This window comes from Saccharopolyspora sp. NPDC002686 (genome assembly GCF_040295745.1).
Lineage (GTDB): Bacteria > Actinomycetota > Actinomycetes > Mycobacteriales > Pseudonocardiaceae > Saccharopolyspora > Saccharopolyspora oryzae.
Map to the genome: position 1 here is coordinate 1 of NZ_JBEOVY010000183.1, position 15147 is coordinate 15147.

Consider the following 15147-nt stretch of genomic DNA (forward strand, 5'->3'; position numbering starts at 1 on the left):
GCCGCGCTCGCGGCGCGCGCCAAGTACGCCCGGCGCCAGCGCATCGTCCTCGCCATGCTGGCGGCCGCGATCGCCACCGCACTGGTGGCGGCCATGTTCTGGCCTGTCGTGTGGTGGCTGCACGGCATCGTCGACCTGTCGATCGTCGGCTACCTGACCTACCTGCGCCGCCAGGTCCGCATCGAAGAGGACGTCCGCGCCCGTCGCCTCGCCCGGATGAACGGCGAGCACGACGAGCTCGAGTACGACGACGACTACGACGAAGACCTCCACGACGACGAGTACGAGGAAGACGCGGAGGACGACGTGGCCGAGCGCCGCGAAACCCGCCCAGCCGCCCGCGCCGTCCGAGTCGAGATCGACGACGAAGACCCCATGTTCGATGAGCTGGACGAACGCACCTGGGAGCCCTACCGCCGCGCAGCCGGCGAGTGACCCACCCGCCTTAACAGGGGGGTGCTGCGGAAGCCGATTTCGGGCTTGCTAGAGTACTAATCACAACAAAGCCGAGAGGCAAGTCCTCGAGGCAAGGGGCTGTAGCGCAGTTGGTAGCGCGTCTCGTTCGCATCGAGAAGGTCAGGGGTTCGATTCCCCTCAGCTCCACGCAATGGGAGGCTCGTGCTCGCTGAGAGCGCGAGCCTTTTTGCGTTTCGCGTATCTGTCGCGGGGGCCGAGCCCCCGCGGGCCCCCACGGTGCGGTGGTCACCTTTATCGGGCTTCTCGCGGTGGGTTCGATCTGGCGTGCATGAAGTCGGGTATCTGGAGTCCAGGCGGGTGCTGAGGTTCCGCTACCGGCACCGTATTGGGTTTGTGGGCTGGAATTTGAGCCCATGTTGGGGTTGTTCGGTGACTGGGGTCACTTCTAGGTTTGGTCGGGATCCCAGGGTGGGATCCCGCGGCTTTGCGGCGGGCTTGGAGGGCGCGTGATGGTGGAGGGGGCGTCGGGCGGTAAGTCGCAGCCCCTGCGGGAGCAGGTGCACGAGACCCTTCGGCAGCGGATCTTCGAGGGTTACTACGTTCCTGGGACTCGGTTGGTCGAACGGGCTCTTGCCGAGGAGTTCACCGTTTCCCGGCTTCCCGTCCGGGAAGCTCTTCGGATGCTTCGGCAGGACGGGTTGGTCGTCGAGAAGGACGGTCGGGGCGTCGTCGTGGCCGGGTTGAGCGAGAAGGAAGTCCGGGACCTCTTCGACCTGCGTGCTGCGCTTGAAGTCCTGGCTTGCCGGTTGGCCGCGGAGCGGGGGAGCCGGGAGGACTTCGCCGAGCTCGGCGAGCTGCTCGAAGCCGCGTCCAGCCAGTTGGCCGCCGGGCGCTACCGGACCGCTCAGAAGATCAACAACGATTTCCACGACAAGGTCACCGAAATCGCCGACAACGATCTCCTGCGGAGCGCGCTCGAACCGCTCATCGGCCGGTTGCACTGGTTGTTCCGGCACGCCGAGGACCTCGAGGAGCTCATCGACGAGCACCGGCGGCTGCTGGCGGCCATCGCCACCGGCGACCCCGACGTCGCGGCCCGCCAATCCGCCGAGCACATCGCGAAGTACCGCGCCCAATTCCCCGACCTTCACGCGGAAGTGACTGGAGGGAACCAGTGAAACTTCTGGTCATCAACCCGAACATCTCCACGGACGTCAGCGAACTCATCGAAGCCGAATCGCGCCGGAACCTCCACCCGGGGACCGAGCTGACCGTGGTCACGGCCCGCGCCGGGATGCAGTACATCGAGACGCGCTTGGAGTCGCTCATCGCCGCACCGGCGGTCGCACAAGCCATCAGCGAGCACCGCGGAGCTGATGCGGTCGTCGTGGCCGCGTTCGGAGACCCCGGGCTGCCTGCGTTGAAAGAACTCGTCGACGTCCCCGTCGTCGGCATCACCGAGGCCGCGCTGGCGGCTGCTTCGCTGCTGGGCAAGCGGTTCTCGATCATCGCCATCTCCGGGCGGATCACCGCCTGGTACCGGGAATGCGTGGACCTGCACGGATATCTGCCGCGATTGGCCTCGATCCGGAGCCTGCAGGACCCGCTCGAGGCGATCGGCACCGTGCAGGACGACTTCCGGACCCAGCTGGTCGAACTGGCCAACCGCGCCGTCCGCCACGACGGGGCCGACGTCATCATCCTCGCCGGTGCGCCGCTGGCCGGGCTGGCTCGCGAGGTCGTCGACGAGATCCCGGTGCCGGTGGTCGACGGCATCGCCGCCGGGGTGAACTTCGCGCAGTCGCTGGTCGCCATGAACACCGGTGCCCACCGGGCCGGTTCGTTCTCCGCCCCGCCGGCCAAACCGCGGTCCGGGCTGTCCCCGGAGCTCGACGAGCTGCTCGATGAGCGACAACGACTGCGCTCGCCGTCCGCCGACCCCGCCGTTGTGGAGGAACAAGCATGAGCGCCCCGCGGAAGTCCACATTGGTCGTTGCCAACGCGACCATCGCCAATGCGAGCGGACGCAGGTCCGGGCACGTCCTCGTGGCGGACGGCGTCATCGCCGACGTCCTCGACGCCTCGGCGCCGGTACCGGACGCCGATCGCGTGATCGATGCCAGCGGCCGCATCGTCATCCCCGGCGGGGTCGACGGGCACTGCCACATCGCCCAGGTCACCGGGGGTTGGCGGACCACGGACGACTACGCGACCACGACCCTCGCGGCGCTCGCAGGCGGAACGACGACCGTGATGGACTTCGGGATCCCGGCGGGCCCGGAGGAGTCCCCGCTGGCGGCTGCCGAGGCGAAGATCGCGATGATCGCCGAGGCCCGCTGCGACGTCGGTCTGCACGCTTCGGTGATCGACTGGGACGACAGCGTTCCCGCGCAGCTCCGGAGCCTGGCCGAACGGGGAATCCGGTCGGTGAAGCTCTACACCACCAACCGCGGGACCACGATGGCCACGCGGGACACGATCCTCAAGGTCTTCGAGGAGATGACCCGGATCGACGGCCTGAGCTACGTCCACGCCGAGCACGACGAGATCATCGTCGCGAGCACGGACCGCCAGGCCGCGACCGGGCGCATCGACATCCGCCAGCTGGGCGTGACGCGACCGGAACTGGCGGAGGAGGCCAGCGTCCGGGAAGTGATCGCGCTGGCGGAGTACACCGGGGCGCCGGTCTACTTCGTCCACCAGTCGACCCCCGGAGCGGTGGACCTCGTCACCGAGGCCCGAGGACGCGGATTGCCGGTGTACTCCGAGACCTGCCCGCACTACATCGCGCTGAACTCGGAGGTCTACGACGGGCCGCTGCCCGAGTTCTACGCCTGCTGCCCGCCGATGCGCGATCGCAAGACGATGGAAGCCCTGCGGTCCCGCCTGCTCGCCGGCGACGTCGACGCGATGTCGTCCGACCATTCGGCCTACGACCTCGGCCAGAAGCGTGCGCGCGCCGACGACATCCGCTTCATGCCGCACGGGCTTCCCGGCGTGGAAACGCGCCTCCCCGTGAGCTTCACGCACATGGTGGCCGAGGACCTCACCGGCCTCGAGAACTTCGTGTCGGTGTTCGCCGCGGAACCTGCCAGGCTCAACGGGCTCGAAGGCAAGGGAGCCGTGGAAGCCGGTCGCGACGCCGATCTCGTGGTCATCGACCCGGGCCACCAGGCGGCCGTCGACGGATCCGCCCTGCACATGGGAACCGACTTCTCCCCGTTCGAAGGGATGGCGCTGCGCGGCTGGCCGCAGACCGTCATCGCGGCGGGACGCGTGGTCGTCGACTCCGATGGCGTCCACGACCCCGGGCCGGTGGGGAGATTCCTCCAGCAACGACCGTTCAGCACGATCCCGGGCCGCGACCCGGTGGAGGTGGCCGGATGACCGCGCAACGCCCGTTCAGGCTCGGGATGATCGTTCCCTCCTCGAACACCTGCCTCGAACCGCAGACCTACCGGATCCTCGGCGACCGCACCGACGTCACCGTCCACTCCGCGCGGACCGAGGTCACGCGCATCGGTCTCGACCAGGACTCCGACCGGCAGTTCGACGTGTCGGCCATGCGCGGCGCGGGGGAGCTGCTGGCCACCGCGAAGGTCGACGCGATCGCGTGGAACGGCACCAGCGGGTCCTGGCTCGGGATCGAGCACGACCGGGAGATCACCGCGGCGATCACCGACGCGACGGGAATCCGGGCGACCACCAGCAGTCTCGCGCTGCTCGAACTCCTGCGCCGGCACGACCTCGGCAGGATCGCTCTGCTCACGCCGTACACCGACGACGTCAACGATTCGGTCGCCGCTGTCTACGACGCTCACGGGATCGAGGTCACCTCGAGCGTCGGCTGGTCGCTGTCGGACAACGAGGCCTTCGCCGGTGTCGCTCCCGACGAGCTCCTCGAACCGTCCCGGAAGTTGTTGCGGGAGAAGCCCGATGCCCTCGTGTACCTGTGCACCAACCTCTACGGTGCGCCGGTCGTCGCACCGCTGGAAGCCGAATTCGGCATTCCGGTCCTCGACTCCGTGGCGGTGACCCTCTGGCACAGCCTGGTGCTCGCGGGTGCTCCGCTGCTCGACCCGCGCTGGGGATCGCTGCTGAGCTGAACGTGAGCGGACCCCGGTTCGCGGGCGCGCGTTCCGCGAACCGGGGTCCTGTCATGTCCTGGACCGGTCCTGATCTCGGGCGATGCCGGAACCGGGATGGAATTTCAGCCCAGCGAGCCCTTGAGCCGTGATTTGCCCCATCCAAGAATGGTTCTGGGATCCAGATCCGGGATCCCAGAACGACGATCGGCGCGGACGACCCGGCGCCACGTTCGATTCCGCGGAGTGCGCAGCGGACCGGAACGCACGAATCGTGCGGGATTCACCGCGCTTTCCCACTTCCGCCGAGAAATGCACGCGGGGCGAGAAGTCATCACCATCCGAATCGCATCATCGCGAATCGCCCGGATGGCGCTCAACGAGGAGAAACCGATGACCGATATCAAACAGGGCGATCCGGGCGGCGGCGTTGTCGCTGCGGCGAACAGCGCATCGAAGAACATTGCGAACGGGACCGATCAGCGGTCCGTCAAACGGGTCGTCCTGGCGAGCTTCGTCGGCACCACGCTCGAGTACTACGATTTCTTCGTCTACGGCACGGCCGCGTCGATCGTGTTCCCGGTCCTGTTCTTCCCGGCGGGGGACGCCACGGCCGGTTTGCTCCTGGCGCTCGCCACCTACGCCGTCGGCTACGTCGTCCGGCCGTTGGGCGCGGCGCTGTTCGGGCACTTCGGCGACCGGATCGGGCGCAAGAACGTGCTCATCGCGACCCTGCTGATCATGGGCCTGGCCAGCGCCCTGGTCGGTGTCCTGCCGGTCTACGGCAGCGTCGGGCTGCTCGCCCCGATCATGCTCGTGATCCTGCGCTTCGTCCAAGGCCTCGGAATCGGCGGCGAGTGGGGCGGAGCCGCGCTGATGGTGACCGAATCCGACGGCAAGGGGCGGCGCGGACTGCTCGGCAGCCTCGTCCAGGTCGCCGCCCCCGTCGGACTCCTGCTGGCCACCGGGATCTTCTCGCTCACGAGCGCCCTGACCACCGACGAGCAATTCATGGCGTGGGGATGGCGGATTCCGTTCCTGATCAGCTTCGCGCTCGTGGCGATCGGTTTCTACATCCGCATGAAGGTGGGCGAATCCCCCGTTTTCGCCGCGGCCGAGGAAAAGGAGAAGGAACAGCGGGAGGCCGAGGTGAGGGCCCCGCTGATCCACGTCTTCAAGCACTACAAGAAGGAACTCGCGCTCGCCGTCGGTGCCCGCATCGGCAGCGACATCGCCTTCTACATCTTCGCCATGTTCATCCTCGTCTACGGTCCCGAGCACCTGGGCATGGATCCGTCGCTGGCGCTGGCAGCGTCCACCCTGTCGGCGGTGGCCCAGTCGATCGCGATCCCGTGCTTCGGGCACCTGTGCGACAAGCTCGGACGCCGCCCCGTGATGATCGGCGGAGCGCTCGCCGGGATCGCGTACAGCTTCGCGTTCTTCGCGATGATCGACTCGGGCAGCACGTTCCTCGTCCTCATCGCGCCCGGCATCGGCCTGGCGGTCGTCGCCGCGATGTACGCGCCCATCGCCTCGTTCATCCCGGAGCTCTTCGCGACCAACGTGCGCTTCACCGGGGCCGCTGTCGGTTTCCAGATGGCCGGCGTGTTCGGCGGTGGGTTCGCGCCGCTGATCGCGATGGAGCTCATCGTGCTGACCCAGACCGGTTTCTCCGTGGCGGGATACCTCTCGGCGACGCTGGTGCTCATGGTGGTGTGCGTGGCCCTGGCGAAGGAGACCTCGAAGATCTCGATGACGAATGCCGGCAAGTAAGTCTCAGAGCAGGACAGCGGGAGAACCGGTGGAGAACACGGACACGACGATGGACATCGCTGCGGCGTCGGCGACGGAGATCGCGGCAGCGATTCGCGGTGGTGAGGTCTCCGCCGCCGAGGTGGTGGACGTCTGCTCGGCGCGGGTGCGCGATCGCGGGCCGGTGCTCAACGCGGTCGTGGCCACGAATCCGCAGGTCGAGCAGGACGCTGCTCGTGCCGACGAGGAGGCGGCGAGCGGTAACTTCCGCGGCCCGCTGCACGGGGTGCCGTTCACCGTCAAGGACACCCTCGCGCTCGCCGGACTGCCCGCGACCGCCGGAAGTCCGCTGCTGGCCGACCACGTCCCCACCGCCTCGGCGACCGCGGTCGACAGGTTGCTGGCGGCCGGGGCGATCCCGGTGGGCAAGACCAACTGCTCGGAGTTCGCGGTCGCCACGCACAGCTCGAACCCGCTGTTCGGGGACACCTGGAACCCGTGGGACGCGCGTCTGACCTCGGGCGGGTCGAGCGGCGGGGATTCCGCGGCGGTGGCGGCGGGCATGGCGGCGTTCGGGCTCGGCACCGATTTCGGCGGCTCGATCCGGTGGCCGGCGCACTGCACGGGACTGACGAGCATGCGCCCGACCGCCGGGCTGATCCCGCAGACGGGGATGCTGCCGTTCGTGCCCGGCGGCGGATTCCCGGCCCCGCCGTCGTTCTCCGTGCTCCACCGGCTGGGCACGATCGGTTGGCTGGCCAGGAGCGCCGCCGACCACGCAGTCCTGCTGGAACTGCTGCGCGGACCGGACGGGGTGGACCCGAACACGGTGCCGGTGGCGCCGGGCGGCCAGGACGTGGAGATCTCGGGACTGCGTTGCGCCTGGTTCGCGGGGGAGGGGACCGTCCCCGTGCGATCCGACGTCGTCGAGGTGGTCCGGGGCGCTGCGGAGGCGCTGGCGGCTCGGGGCGTCGAGGTGTCCAACACCCGCCCGCCCGGCGTCGACCGGGCCGCCGAGGTGTTCGTCGAATTGCGGACGGCCGCCGGGATGCCCGACGTGGTCCGGCTGGCGGCCGGTCGCCATGACCTGGTCAGCCCACTGCTGCGGGAGAGCTTGCTGGAGGAGCCGTCGCAGCCCGTTTCCCGGTTGTTCGGTGCTTCTCGCGCCCGCGACGAGATCCTGCGCGAGGTCCTGTCCTTTATGGACGACCACGACGTCCTGCTGCTCCCGGTGGCGAGCGTGCCCGCCGTCGACCCGGCCGAGGCCGAGTTCGAGATCGACGGGCAGCGCGTGCCGTGGAACCAGCTGGGGTCGAGCTGCCGGGCGATGAGCATCCTCGGGTTCCCCGTCGTCGTCGTGCCGTGCGGGTACTCGGCGGAGGGCTTGCCTGTCGGCGTGCAGGTCGTCGGCAGGCCGTTCGAGGACCACCTGGTGATCCGGGTGGCTTCGGAGCTGGAAGAGGTCTTCGGTCGGTTCACCGCTCCGGACCCGCGGGGCTGAACGACTTCGCGACCCGGCCGGGTCGCGGGAGGTCAGCTGACCAGGGCTCGCCAGGTCACCGGCCCGGCTTCGCCGTCGACGACCAGGCGGTTGAGGTCCTGGTAGGCGCGTACGGCTTTCGTCGTGCCCGAGCCGAATTCGCCGTCGATCGCCAGGCCCGCGCTGCGCTTGTTCAGCGCGGTCTGCAGGGCCTTGACGTGGTCGCCCTTCGCATCCTGCTTGAGGGCGTAGACCAGCTTCGGCCACGTCGCCGGGCCGACCTGGCCGTCGGCCTCCAAGCCCTCGGCCTCCTGGAAGCGCTTGACCGCGTCCACCGCTGCCGAGTCGTACTTCCCGTCGGCGGGCAGGGCGTGACCGTGCTGCGTCATCAGGTGCTGGATCACGGCGACCGTCGCTCCGCCGGCGCCGGGGTCGATCCTCGGCCAGCCGCCGTCCAGGTCCACGCCGCGGTCGGCCATGAAGGCGACCGGGTCGGTGACGCGGCCGAGCCCTCCTGAGTGCACTTCGAAGTGCAGGTGCGGGCCCGTCACGTTGCCCGTCGCGCCCATGTCAGCGATGCGCTGACCGGCGCTGACCTCGGCGTCGAGCTCGACCCGGTAGGCGCTGAGGTGGCCGTAGTAGGTGTACTGGTCGTTGCCGTGCGCGATGACCAGCGCGTTGCCGGTCCGGCCGGGGAAGCCGCCGCCCCAGGCACGGCGGACCACCGTGCCTGCGGCTGCCGCGTACACGCCGGTGCCCGTCGAGTTGGTGATGTCCTGGCCCGCGTGCGGACCGCCGTCCCTGGGCGCTCCGAAGTGACCGCCCGCGGGGAAGCGGCCCTGCGCGGGGGTGGCCCAGCGGCCGTCCTTCAGCGTCGCCGCCGACGCCTTCGGCGCTCCCGGCGCGAGGCCCACGGCGGCGACACCGAGTCCTAGGCCGAGTCCGGTGAGCAGAACTCGGCGGGACAGCCCGCTGCGTTCGCGCACCAGGTCCGATGGCGTCGCAGCCATCGCCTCGGCCGACGTTAAGCAGGAATCACACATTTCGCTCCTCCAGTGCTGAACCGACCATGATTCGTGGAGAGGCTATAACCGGAAATGTGCCCGCAACGCGCCCATTCGCGGGTCCGAGCACGGGAATTTCACCCGTTGCCAGAGGTCTTCACCCGCGTTCACACCGCAGGAGGCGGAGATCGGGCGGCCAGGAGCGGTCATCGGACGGTGGACCGAGTCCTGAGTGGACGGTTGCCGCCGTGAAGTGCGTGCGTGCCGTTTTACCCGGCAGTGTCCAGCGCGCCTGCCCGGGCGGCCGCCAGCGCGGCGGCCGCCGCCCGGGTCGCGATGGTCTCGTCGACCGGCTCGTGGGTGACCAGCATCCGGTAGTACAGCGGGGCGGCCAGCGTCCGGATCACGTCGACGGGGTCGGTGTCGGCGGGCAGCTCGCCTCGGCGGATGCCCCGGCGGACGGCGTCGGCGGCGTTCTCGTTGCGGTCCCGCCAGAACGCCCGCAGCTCATCGGCCACCCGCGGGTCGTGGACGGCCTCGGCGATCATCGCGAGCACCATCGGCCCGTTCTCGGAGTCGGAGTACACGCGGACGATGCTCACCGCGAGCTGCCGGAGGTCCTCGTCCACCGATCCGGTGTCCACCAGCGGGATCTGGGCTCCGGACATCTCGCGGAGCACCTCCAGCAGCAGTCCCGCGGTGTCCCGCCAACGCCGGTAGACGGTGCTCTTGGCGACGCCGGCGGCTTCGGCGACCCGTTCGACGGTCAGGGAGGGGTATCCGTGGGCGCGGAACTGGGCGTGGGTCGCGGCCACGACGGCTTGGCGAACCCGCTCGGTCCGCCCGCGGGGGCGGACCGAGCCCGGTGGCGAGTTCTCGACAGTCAAACGAAACTCCCGTTGCGTTAGTGGCAGCTAGAGGCCTAGCGTTCTCGGCGTTAACGCTACAACATTTTCGTTTACGCCATTGGTGGGCGACACCGCGCCAGGTTTCGCGCCCGGCGCAGCCTCGTCACCAGGAAATGAGGGAGTCATGAGCGACACCAACCTGTGGCGGCTCACCGGCCTGACCGGTGCGGCAGCGGCGGTGCTGACGCTGATCGAGCTGCCGCTCTACTTCGTCTACGACGGGCCGCCGCCCGCGGCGAACGTGTTGACCCGCAGCCTGTTCGGGATACTGGGGTTGACCTGCTTGACCGTGTTCGCGGTCGGCCTGCGCCGGCTTCTCACCGCCCGCGGTTCCAGACCGGACGGCGACTTCGCGCCGGTGCTGGCGTCGGTGGCCGGTGTGATGTGGGTGGTCGTCGAGTTCGTCTCGAACGGGTTGGAGACCGGCGCGGTGATCGCCGCTCCGGGCCCGATCGACCCGACGATCTCGGTGAGCGGCACCTACATCCTCTACGGCTCCACCACGCGCCTCATCGAGGCGCTGTTCCTGATCGCTTTCGGTGCCGCGGTGGCCGGCTCCGGCGTGCTGCCCAGGTGGACGATCTGGTCGTCGTACCTGCTCGCCGGGATCAACCTGTTCTTCGTGCCGTCGCTGTACTTCGGCAACGACCCGGCCAACTTCTACGCGGCCAACGGATGGGGCACCACCGCCACCATGGGCGGGCTGTTCATGCTGTGGCTGCTCTCGATCAGCATCTCGGTGCTGCGCCGCGCCGGGGCCGTTGCCGCGGGCCCAGCGCCCGCCTCGATGCCGGTCGCCTGACCCGGCGCAAGGTGCGGGAACGAGTCCGGACCGCCGCAACGGTTCGGGGGCGTTCCCGCTCAGCGCGGCTTGAGGCGCGGTCGCCTCGACGAGGGTGCTGCGGCCGCGGCGATGAACGGCGGGTCGGGTCAGTGCGTGGAGGTCGGCGCGACGTACGCCGCCGCTGCTGCGGTGGCCGTCGCCGTTCCGATCAGGAACCACTTGGTCAGGCTTCCTTGCGACTCGATGTCCTTGCGGTTCAACCCTTTCCGGCGGGCGTCGCGCCTTCTCCCCAGCGCGGCGATCACGGCTCCCGCGACCAGGCCCTGGATCACGCACAGGATCGGGTAGGCGAAGATCAGGGCGATCATCTGGCCCAGCGAGCGCCACTCGTGCGGCCCGCCCGAGGTCAGGGCCGCCACCTCTGCCGGGGAGAGGAACGGCACCACTGCGCAGGCCGCCGCACAACCGGGGTTGAAGCCGTCGCGACCGCTCGTCGACGTTCCGGTCTGGTCGGTCAACGCTCCACCTTCCGAGCGAGATCACGTGCCGCGCCATTGGGCACGTGCCGCCGGACGAATTGGTCCGCGTTGCCGGACTTCGCGTGAAATCTGGGGCTGCAGAGAACTAGAGATCGCTGTACGCATAGCGGGCATTCAATACGCTACGCGTACATTCGATCAGAAGAAACCCTCGAAGCCCTTGCTGGGGGTGGGGGTCTCGTACTCGTCGTCGGTCCTCAGGCCGAACTCCTTGCTGATGCGCGCCGCGGTGCGCACCACCAGCGGGACCAGTTCCTCGCGCAGCTGCTCGACGTCGGCCCGGCCGGCGGACGTCGACGACGCGAGCGCGGCCACGACCGTCCCGGTCTGGTCGCGCACCGGTGCGGCGACGGACAGGAGGCCCTCCTCGAGCTCTCCGGCGACGATGGCCCAGCCCTGCTGGCGGACCTTCCGGAGCTCCTCCCGGAAAACGGCCTGGTCGGTGATGGTGCGCGAGGTGTACGCCTTGAGTCCCGACTGCTTGATCGCGTGCTCGACGTCCACCGGTGATGCCCATGCCAGGAGGACGCGCCCCATGGAGGTCGCGTGCGCCGGGACCCGGGTGCCGAGCGAGACGTTGATGCTCATGATCCGGCGCACCGGCACCCGTCCGATGTAGACGATCTCGCCGCCGTCCAGGGCTGCCAGCGAAGCGGATTCCTGCGTCCGCTCGGCCAGTTCCATCAGGTGCGGCTGGGCGAGGTCGGTCATCGCGTTCGACGCGGAGTAGTGCTGCCCGATGCTGAGCACGCGCGGGGTCAGGGCCCAGCGGCTGCCGGTGCTGCGGACGTAGCCGAGGCGCTGGAGGGTGATCAGGATGCGGCGGACGGCCGGCCGGGAGAGGCCGGTGGCGGCAGCGATCTCGGCGAGGGTCGGGTTCGGCCGCTCGGCGTCGAAGGCGAGCAGCACCGCGAAGCCCCGCTCGATGCTCTGGATGTAGTCGCGGTCGGTCTCTCTGGTGGTCATCGCCGCCATTTTCCCGCATGTCCCCCTTGACTCGAACCTGTGAGCCAGTGCACCCTCCTTTGAACGCATAGCGTTCAAACTGCACGCATAGCGTACAGGAGGTATCGCCGATGGGACTCGACCACCGAGAACTCCGCAACGGACTGGGCCGGTTCGCCACCGGTGTCACCGTGGTGACCTGCCGCAACCACGAGGGCCAGCCGCACGGCGCAACGGTCAACGCGTTCACCGCGGTGTCCCTGGACCCGGCCCTGTGCCAGGTGACGCTGACCCGGAAGTCGAAGGCGTGCGCCTACCTCGACGGGGCGCCGTTCGCGGTCAACGTGCTCGCCGAGGACCAGCTCGCCACCGCGTGGCACTTCGCGGGGCGCCCCCAGGAGCCCCAGCCGGAATGGGTGGAGACCCCGCTGGCCCCGGTGCTCGTGGGCAACGCGGCGACGCTCACCTGCCGGCCGTGGCGCACGTACGACGGGGGCGATCACCTCATCGTCATCGGCGAGATCGCCGCCATCGAGGTCGCCGAGGCCGAACCGTTGCTGTTCTACGCGGGCGGGTTCCGCGCGCTCCGCGAGAAGGACAAGGCCCACTGGGCGGCGTCGGTCGACTGCCCGGACGCCGGCTGGTTCGACGCCGGCACCGACTTCTCACCGCTGCGGCGCGAGCGAACCGCGGTTTCCTGACCGATTTCCCGCCAGCACGACCGTTTCAACGAAGAAAGGTCCAGCATGACCACGCACCAGGAGCACGAGACCCGCAGCCCGTCGGCGGCCAAGCCCACCGCGTCCCGGCCGATGACCGGCGAGGAGTACGTGGAGTCCCTGCGGGACGGCCGCGAGATCTTTCTCTACGGCGACAAGGTCGACGACGTCACGACGCACCCGGCGTTCCGCAACTCGGTGCGGATGACCGCGCGGATGTACGACGCGCTGCACGACCCGGACAAGCAGGACGTGCTCACCACGCCGACCGACACCGGCAACAACGGGTTCACGCACCCGTTCTTCCGCACGCCGCGCAGCCGGGAAGACCTCGTCGCCGACCGCGACGCGATCGCCGAGTGGGCGCGGATGAACTACGGCTGGATGGGGCGCAGCCCCGACTACAAGGCCTCGTTCCTCGGCACGCTCGGTGCGAACTCCGACTTCTACGAGCCGTTCGCGGACAACGCCCGGCGCTGGTACACCGAGTCGCAGGAGAAGGTCCTGTACTGGAACCACGCGATCATCAACCCGCCGGTGGACCGGGACAAGAACCCCGACGACGTCAAGGACCTGTTCATCCACGTCGAGAAGGAGACCGACGACGGGTTGATCGTCTCCGGCGCGAAGGTCGTGGCGACCGGGTCGGCGATCACGAACTACAACTTCATCGCCCACTACGGCCTGCCCATCAAGAAGCGCGAGTTCGCGCTGGTGTGCACCGTCCCGATGGGCACGCCGGGGATGAAGCTGATCTGCCGCAACTCCTACTCCCACGTCGCCGACTCGACGTCGAGCCCGTTCGACTACCCGCTGTCCAGCCGGTTCGACGAGAACGACACGATCTTCATCCTGGACAAGGTGAAGATCCCCTGGGAGAACGTCTTCATCTACGGCGACGCGGAGAAGGCAAGCACGTTCTTCCCCGGCTCCGGATTCCTGCACCGCTTCACCTTCCACGGCGTCACGCGGCTGGCCGTCAAGCTCGACTTCCTCGCGGGCCTGCTGATGAAGGGCGTCGAGGTCACCGGCACCAAGGACTTCCGCGGCATCCAGACCCGCGTGGGCGAAGTGATCGGGTGGCGCAACATGTTCTGGGCGCTCACCGACGCGATGGCGGCGAATCCGGACGAGTGGAAGAACGACGCGCTGCTGCCGAACCTGGACTACGGGCTGGCGTACCGCTGGTTCATGACCCTCGGCTACCCGCGGATCCGGGAGATCATCATGCAGGACCTCGGCAGCGGGCTGATCTACCTGCCCTCGCACGCCGACGACTTCAAATCACCGGAGATCCGCCCGTACCTCGACCAGTACGTGCGCGGCTCCAACGGGTACGACTCCATCGAACGGGTCAAGCTGATGAAGCTCATCTGGGACTCCATCGGCAGCGAGTTCGGCGGCAGGCACGAGCTCTACGAGCGCAACTACTCGGGCAACCACGAAGCCGTGCGCGCCGAGCTGCTCTTCGCCGCGCAGCAGTCCGGGAGCGCCGACGCGATGAAGGGCTTCGCCGAGCAGTGCATGTCCGAGTACGACCTCAACGGGTGGACGGTGCCCGACCTGTTCAACCCCGGCGACACCGCCCTGCGGTCCCGCTGACGCTGCTCGTCGAGGAGATTCCCATGACCACCGCAGAACATTCGCCGACCGCCGCCGGTTCCGGCGCGTCGGCCACCGAGTCCTTCCGCGCCGGCCGGCGGGACCACGTCGCCACCGACGTCCCGCCGGAGCGCGTCAGCGCCGTCGTCGGCGCGGTGCTGGCGGGCGTGCACGACGCGATCCGGGAGCACGAGGTCAGCTACGCCGAGTTCCAGGCCGCCAAGCAGTGGCTCATCGACGTCGGCGAAGGCGGCGAATGGCCGCTGTTCCTCGACGTCTTCGTCGAGCACGTCGTCGAAGACGTCGCCGCCCGGTCCCAGCAGGGCACGAAGGGGAGCATCCTCGGGCCGTACTACCTGCCGGACCAGCGGAAACTCCCCGCCGTCGCCGATCTGCCCGCCCGCCCGGACGAGCAGGGCACTCCGCTGGTCTTCACCGGCCAGGTCCGCGACACCAGCGGAAACCCCATCGCCGGGGCGGAGCTGGACCTCTGGCACGCCGATTCCGAGGGCTACTACTCGGGATTCGCCCCCGGCATTCCCGAGGGGAACCTGCGCGGCGTGATCGTCGCCGACAACCAGGGCCGGTTCCAGATCCACACGATCAAGCCCTCCCCGTACCAGATCCCCACCGACGGGCCGACCGGGAAGCTCATCACCGCCGCGGGCTGGCACCCGTGGCGGCCGGCCCACCTGCACCTCCTGGTGCGGGCGCCGGGACACCGGACCATCACCACGCAGCTGTACTTCGAAGGCGGCGAGTGGCTCGACAGCGACGTCGCCGAGGCCACCAAACCCGAGCTGGTGCTCGACCTCCGTCCGCACGGCGACGGCGCGTTGCGCGCTGACTACGACTTCGTCCTCGAACCGGCCTGATCAACGCCTCCGCCGGGGCCGCGCCCCGGAGCGCGGG

General features: G+C 69.1%; 15 protein-coding genes and 1 tRNA gene. 12 read left to right on the forward strand and 4 right to left on the reverse strand.

Features of this window, described 5'->3' with window-relative positions:
- From ABTZ89_RS22815 to ABTZ89_RS22850, 8 genes are all read left to right on the forward strand, one after another.
- On the forward strand, positions 1-435 hold a 435-nt coding region (locus tag ABTZ89_RS22815; protein WP_351047957.1), incomplete at its 5' end, for a SepX/GlpR family protein.
- Between the two features lie 95 nt (positions 436-530).
- Positions 531-603 (forward strand) — tRNA-Ala (locus ABTZ89_RS22820).
- Positions 604-926: 323 nt separating this feature from the next.
- The gene (locus ABTZ89_RS22825; protein ID WP_270948645.1) at positions 927-1595 is read left to right on the forward strand and encodes a GntR family transcriptional regulator; all 669 of its coding nucleotides are present in this window, start codon (positions 927-929) and stop codon (positions 1593-1595) included.
- On the forward strand, positions 1592-2383 hold the full coding sequence (locus ABTZ89_RS22830) for an aspartate/glutamate racemase family protein (RefSeq protein ID WP_351047960.1): 792 nt from the start codon (positions 1592-1594) through the stop codon (positions 2381-2383). Before ABTZ89_RS22825 ends, ABTZ89_RS22830 begins: the two co-directional genes overlap by 4 nt.
- Positions 2380-3804 carry an amidohydrolase family protein gene (locus ABTZ89_RS22835; RefSeq protein ID WP_351047963.1) on the forward strand — a complete coding sequence of 475 codons (1425 nt, stop codon included), beginning with the start codon at positions 2380-2382 and terminating at the stop codon, positions 3802-3804. The genes ABTZ89_RS22830 and ABTZ89_RS22835 overlap by 4 nt, the downstream gene beginning before the upstream one ends.
- Positions 3801-4523, forward strand: a complete 723-nt coding sequence (locus tag ABTZ89_RS22840; protein WP_351047966.1) for a maleate cis-trans isomerase family protein — start codon at positions 3801-3803, stop codon at positions 4521-4523. Before ABTZ89_RS22835 ends, ABTZ89_RS22840 begins: the two co-directional genes overlap by 4 nt.
- Positions 4524-4895: 372 nt before the next feature.
- Positions 4896-6275 carry an MFS transporter gene (locus ABTZ89_RS22845; protein ID WP_351047969.1) on the forward strand — a complete coding sequence of 460 codons (1380 nt, stop codon included), beginning with the start codon at positions 4896-4898 and terminating at the stop codon, positions 6273-6275.
- Between the two features lie 28 nt (positions 6276-6303).
- The gene (locus tag ABTZ89_RS22850) at positions 6304-7755 is read left to right on the forward strand and encodes an amidase (protein WP_351047972.1); all 1452 of its coding nucleotides are present in this window, start codon (positions 6304-6306) and stop codon (positions 7753-7755) included.
- A gap of 32 nt (positions 7756-7787) precedes the next feature.
- On the opposite strand, the gene ABTZ89_RS22855 is transcribed toward ABTZ89_RS22850, so the two are convergent.
- Positions 7788-8744 (reverse strand): peptidoglycan-binding protein, encoded by a 957-nt coding sequence (locus tag ABTZ89_RS22855; RefSeq protein ID WP_351047974.1) that lies wholly within the window; start codon positions 8742-8744, stop codon positions 7788-7790.
- A 263-nt stretch (positions 8745-9007) separates the two neighbouring features.
- Positions 9008-9625 carry a TetR/AcrR family transcriptional regulator gene (locus ABTZ89_RS22860; protein ID WP_351047976.1) on the reverse strand — a complete coding sequence of 206 codons (618 nt, stop codon included), beginning with the start codon at positions 9623-9625 and terminating at the stop codon, positions 9008-9010.
- A gap of 145 nt (positions 9626-9770) precedes the next feature.
- Here ABTZ89_RS22860 and ABTZ89_RS22865 point away from each other — a divergent pair, with 145 nt between their 5' ends.
- Complete coding sequence (locus ABTZ89_RS22865; RefSeq protein WP_351047979.1) at positions 9771-10448, forward strand: hypothetical protein; 678 nt, start codon at positions 9771-9773, stop codon at positions 10446-10448.
- Positions 10449-10576: 128 nt separating this feature from the next.
- Here the strand turns inward: ABTZ89_RS22865 and ABTZ89_RS22870 are convergent, their stop codons facing one another.
- The gene (locus ABTZ89_RS22870) at positions 10577-10948 is read right to left on the reverse strand and encodes a hypothetical protein (RefSeq protein ID WP_351047981.1); all 372 of its coding nucleotides are present in this window, start codon (positions 10946-10948) and stop codon (positions 10577-10579) included.
- A gap of 159 nt (positions 10949-11107) precedes the next feature.
- Positions 11108-11935, reverse strand: coding sequence for an IclR family transcriptional regulator domain-containing protein (locus tag ABTZ89_RS22875; protein WP_351047984.1), 828 nt, complete (start codon positions 11933-11935; stop codon positions 11108-11110).
- Between the two features lie 110 nt (positions 11936-12045).
- Between ABTZ89_RS22875 and ABTZ89_RS22880 the strand changes: the two genes are divergently transcribed.
- The 3 genes from ABTZ89_RS22880 to catA are packed head-to-tail and all read left to right on the forward strand — an operon-like array spanning position 12046 to position 15110.
- On the forward strand, positions 12046-12615 hold the full coding sequence (locus tag ABTZ89_RS22880; protein WP_351047986.1) for a flavin reductase family protein: 570 nt from the start codon (positions 12046-12048) through the stop codon (positions 12613-12615).
- 45 nt (positions 12616-12660) lie between these two features.
- Positions 12661-14235 carry a 4-hydroxyphenylacetate 3-hydroxylase family protein gene (locus ABTZ89_RS22885; RefSeq protein ID WP_270948615.1) on the forward strand — a complete coding sequence of 525 codons (1575 nt, stop codon included), beginning with the start codon at positions 12661-12663 and terminating at the stop codon, positions 14233-14235.
- A 23-nt stretch (positions 14236-14258) separates the two neighbouring features.
- Entirely contained in the window at positions 14259-15110 is an 852-nt protein-coding gene (catA, locus tag ABTZ89_RS22890; protein WP_351047990.1) for a catechol 1,2-dioxygenase, read from the forward strand.
- Positions 15111-15147: the final 37 nt, after the last annotated feature.